Consider the following 4,485-nt stretch of genomic DNA (forward strand, 5'->3'; position numbering starts at 1 on the left):
CGAGCCCAGCGCCTCGACCAGGCCGCGCAGCCGGCCGCCGTCGGCGAAGGAGGTCGCGAGGTCGTCGTCGGTCAGCAGCGGCGGCTCGCCGGGCAGCGGCGGGACGCGGCGCGGGGCGTCGGTGATCGGGTACAGCATCGTCACCGGCGGGGCGGCGACCGGCGACGACGGCGGCGCGGCGCCCGGCAGCGACGACACCGGCAGCATCGTGCGGACCCCGGCCAGACGCGACGGCGTGCCGTCGACGGTCCCGTTGAGGTTCACCAGCAGCGGGTAGGTGCCCGGGCCGGGGAGCGCCAGCGTCGACTGCGGGGGCCCCGTGAGCGAGACGGCGTAGCGGAACGGGACCGACGCGCCCGGCGCGAGCGGGCCGAGGTCGGCGAACGGCGGCGTCGCGTCGTCGACCGCGGCCTCCCCGGCCAGCGCGGCCCGCAGCGCCGCCTCGCCGGCGAGCACCGGCCCGCGCTGCACCCGGACGGCCAAGTCGTCGACGATCCCCGGGCCGGTGTTGGTGACGGTCCCGGTGACGACCAGCTCGCCCGGCCCCGCCGACGTGACCACCCGCGGGGTCATCGTGCCGACGTCGAGCCGGACCGGGGCGACGGGCTGCTGGGCCGGTTGCTGCGCCGGGCGGTCCCGGGCGGCGGCCTGCGGGGCGCCCGCCGGGAACGCCGCAGGCAGGAGCAGTGCCACCACCGCGGTGAGCACGATCGCGACCAGGGCCGCGACCCGGCTCACGCCGTCTCCTCCAGCAGGTTGGCCGCATGCCGGATCAGCCGACGCTCGTCGGCGTAGGCGAGGCGGCCCTCGAGCTCGTCGAGCGGCACCCAGGCCACCTCGGAGACCTCGACGTCCTCGTCGCAGAGCTCGCCGCCGAGCGCGCGCATCAGGTAGTGGTGGACCGTCTTGTGGACGCGCCGGTCCTCGGCGACGAACCAGAAGTCGATGGTGCCCAGGGGAGCCAGCACCTCACCGATGATGCCGGTCTCCTCCTGCACCTCGCGCACCGCGGCCTGCTCCGCGGTCTCACCGGCCTCGATGTGGCCCTTCGGGAGCGACCACAGCAGCCTGCCCCGGCGGTCCAGCCGGCCGATCAGCGCGGCGGCGCCGGTCTCGGGGTGCACGACGAGCCCACCGGCGGACGTCTCGTCCACCGTGCGCAGCCGGCGACGGCGGTCCGGGGACCGGTCGGCGCGCCCGGCACGGCCGGCGCGTGCGCTCCGGCCCTCACGGCCGGGTTCCGCGCCGCGCCCTGCCGAGGAGCGGCCGCGGGAGGTGGACATGTGGCGATGGTAACGAGGAGGTGGCTCGAAGGGGGGTCGACGAGCCGCCCGCGGCCGTGGCGTCACCCGGTCGCCCTGCCGTCGATCAGCGGTCGAGCGGTACGGAGTGACCGGAGGACCCGTGTCCACCGGCCGGGCGCGTTGCCTAGACTGGCCCGTCGTGTCCTCGTCGTCCCCGTCCTCCACCGCCCGACAGGTGACCCGGCCGACCCGACCTCCGGCCGGATCCGCCCCGGACCCGGACGAGCTGCAGCGAGCACAGGAGAACGCCGTGGTCGCACTGCTCGACGTCCCGGCCGTCGCCGACGAGCTGGCCGCCCGTTTCGCCGCCCGCGGTCACCTGCTCTACCTCGTCGGCGGCAGCGTCCGCGACGCGGTGCTGCGCGGCACCGGCGCGTCGACCCGGGACTCCGGGGACCTCGACTTCACCACCGACGCCCGCCCCGAGCAGATCCTCGCGATCGTGCGCGGCTGGGCCGAGGCCGTCTGGGACACCGGGATCGCGTTCGGGACCGTCGGGCTGCGCCGCGACGGGCAGACCCTCGAGGTGACGACATTCCGTGCCGACACCTACGACGGCACCTCCCGCAACCCCGAGGTCCGCTTCGGCGACACCGTCGAGGGCGACCTGGTGCGCCGCGACTTCACGGTCAACGCGATGGCGGTCGAGCTGACCGGGTCGCACCGCCGCTTCGTCGACCCGCACGGCGGGTTCGCCGCGCTGGCCCAGGGTGTCCTGGACACCCCGGACACCCCGGAGCGCTCCTTCTCCGACGACCCGCTGCGGATGCTGCGCGCCGCCCGCTTCGTCTCCCAGCTCGGGTTCACCCCCGCCGCGCGGGTCACCGCCGCGATGACGGCGATGGCCGACGAGCTGACCCGGATCACCGCCGAGCGGGTGCAGGCCGAGTTCACCAAGCTGATGATCGGCGACCACCCGCGGCGCGGCCTGGAGCTGCTCTGCGACACCGGCCTGGCCCGGCACGTCGTCCCCGAGGTCCCGGCTATGCAGCTGGAGACCGACGAGCACATGCAGCACAAGGACGTCTACACCCACTCGCTCGTCGTGATGGAGCAGGCGATCGAGCGTGAGACCGACGGGCCGGACCTCACGCTCCGCCTGGCCGCGCTGCTGCACGACATCGGCAAGCCGGCGACCCGGCGCAAGGAGCCGGACGGGCGGGTCTCGTTCCACCACCACGAGGTGGTCGGGGCGAAGATGACCCGCAAGCGGCTGCGTGCGCTCAAGTACCCGAAGGTCCTGGTCGACGACGTGTGCCAGCTGGTCTACCTGCACCTGCGGTTCCACGGCTACGGCAAGGGCGAGTGGACCGACTCGGCCGTGCGCCGCTACGTCGCCGACGCCGGCCCGCTGCTGGAGCGCCTGCACCGGCTGGTGCGCTCGGACTGCACCACCCGCAACCGGCGCCGGGCCTCGGCCCTGCAGCGCAACTACGACGGGCTGGAGGACCGGATCGCCGAGCTGCGCAAGCAGGAGGAGCTCGACGCGATCCGCCCCGACCTCGACGGCAACCGGATCATGGAGCTGCTGGGCATCCCGCCGGGCCCGGCGGTCGGGAAGGCCTACCGGCACATGCTGGCGCTGCGGATGGAGCAGGGGCCGATGGACGCCGAGCAGGCCGAGGTCGCCCTGCGGGCCTGGGCGGCCGAGAACCTCTGAGCTGCACGGGCGTCCCGTACATACGTACACACTGATGTACGTACGTATTGTACGAACGTATGGACGATCATGTCCGGTGTACGACGATGCGGCGAACGGGTGGCGGCATCGCGTCCGTGCCGGAGGTGCGAACATGGACCCGTGCGGGAACACCGCGCCACGCGAGGCGCCGCTCTTCCCCCGGTCACACCGGGGAGTCTGCTCGTCGCCGCCCCCGGTCTGGGCGACCCGAACTTCTCGCGGACGGTCGTCTACATGATCGAGCACCGTCCGCAGGGCAGCCTCGGGGTCGTGCTCAACCGGCCGGGCCAGGCGGCCGTACGGGACGTGCTCCCGCGGTGGGCCGGGCTCACCAGCGACCCCGGGACCATGTTCGTCGGCGGTCCGGTCGAGGCGCGCACCGCGCTCTGCCTGGCCGCCCTGCGGACCGGGGAGACCGGCCGCGGGCTCGGTGGGCTGATGCCGGTCCGGCCACCGGTGCAGCTGGTCGACCTCGACTCCGACCCGGCTCCGCTCGCGCAGCGGCTGCGCGGCCTGCGGATCTTCGCCGGGTACTCCGGCTGGGACGCGGGCCAGCTGGGCGGCGAGATCGCCCGGGGTGACTGGTACGTCGTCCCCGGCCTGCCCGACGACCTGCTGACCACCGTCTACGACCAGCTGTGGGAACGGGTGCTGCGCCGCCAGGGCGTCCCGCTGGCGCTGCTCGCCACGTTCCCGCGGGATCCCGCCTGGAACTGAATCCCCGCGGGCGGACGTGTCTTCCCGGTCGTCGGCTACGACGGGTTCGACCACGCCACGGCCGGTGCCGCGCCGCGCGAGTGCGCCGCGACCGTGCCCGGGGGCCGCTGACCGGCCTACCGTGGGGGTCGTGCTGTTCGACCGTCGTCCCCAGCCCGATCCCGTCGGCCCCGGGCAGGAGTCGGTGTGGGACTACCCGCGCCCGCCCCGGGCGGAGCAGGTGCCCCGCCGCGCGGAGCTGTGGCACGGCGGGACGCTCGTCGCCGCGTCGGACGACCTCGTCCGGGTGCTGGAGACCAGCCACCCGCCGACCTGGTATCTGCCCCGCACCGCCTTCACCGACGGCGTGCTGGTGCCCGGCGAGCACCGCACGTTCTGCGAGTGGAAGGGCGTCGCCCACTACTGCGATGTGCGTGTCCCCGGCGTGCCGCCGCTGACCGACGTCGCCTGGTGGTACCCGCGGCCGGACGCGCGCTACCCGGAGCTGACCGACCGGGTCGCGGTCTACGTGGCGCCGTTCGAGCGGATCACCCTGGACGGGGAGACGGTCCGCCCGCAGCCCGGCGGGTTCTACGGCGGCTGGGTCACCGACGAGGTCGTCGGCCCGTTCAAGGGCGGGCCGGGCTCCCGCGGCTGGTAGCCCGGGGTTGGGGCCTGCGGACCAGGCCCCGCAGGTCAGGCCTCGCGGGTGAGCCCGGTGCGGGCCCCGGGCTCCGAGCCCGGCTCGGTGCCGGTCGCGTCGCGGCAGCCCGCGACCAGGTCGCAGCCGGCGCAGACCCCGCC

The 4,485-nt window shown here is 75.0% G+C and carries 5 protein-coding genes; 3 read left to right on the forward strand and 2 right to left on the reverse strand.

The window, feature by feature from the left end; genetic code table 11:
- Positions 1-738: DUF6049 family protein (locus NH602_RS28365; protein WP_253069406.1), on the reverse strand; the 738-nt coding region annotated here is incomplete at its 3' end.
- Positions 735-1,283, reverse strand: a complete 549-nt coding sequence (locus tag NH602_RS28370; RefSeq protein WP_202417219.1) for an NUDIX hydrolase — start codon at positions 1,281-1,283, stop codon at positions 735-737. The genes NH602_RS28370 and NH602_RS28365, both read right to left, overlap by 4 nt.
- Before the next feature lie 196 nt (positions 1,284-1,479).
- Here NH602_RS28370 and NH602_RS28375 point away from each other — a divergent pair, with 196 nt between their 5' ends.
- The 3 genes from NH602_RS28375 to NH602_RS28385 all read left to right on the forward strand — a co-directional run bounded on the left by NH602_RS28375 (position 1,480) and on the right by NH602_RS28385 (position 4,342).
- Entirely contained in the window at positions 1,480-2,964 is a 1,485-nt protein-coding gene (locus tag NH602_RS28375) for a CCA tRNA nucleotidyltransferase (protein ID WP_179762976.1), read from the forward strand.
- 141 nt (positions 2,965-3,105) lie between these two features.
- Positions 3,106-3,702 carry a YqgE/AlgH family protein gene (locus NH602_RS28380; RefSeq protein ID WP_073573695.1) on the forward strand — a complete coding sequence of 199 codons (597 nt, stop codon included), beginning with the start codon at positions 3,106-3,108 and terminating at the stop codon, positions 3,700-3,702.
- A gap of 130 nt (positions 3,703-3,832) precedes the next feature.
- Positions 3,833-4,342, forward strand: coding sequence for a DUF427 domain-containing protein (locus tag NH602_RS28385; RefSeq protein ID WP_253069407.1), 510 nt, complete (start codon positions 3,833-3,835; stop codon positions 4,340-4,342).
- Positions 4,343-4,485: the final 143 nt, after the last annotated feature.

It is taken from the genome of Pseudonocardia sp. McavD-2-B, assembly GCF_024124365.1.
GTDB classification, from domain to species: Bacteria; Actinomycetota; Actinomycetes; order Mycobacteriales; family Pseudonocardiaceae; genus Pseudonocardia; species Pseudonocardia alni.

Excerpts from the sequence above, each read along its gene's own strand:
- NH602_RS28370 (WP_202417219.1), bottom strand. The coding sequence starts at position 1,283 with ATGTCCACCTCCCGCGGCCGCTCCTCGGCAGGGCGCGGCGCGGAACCC.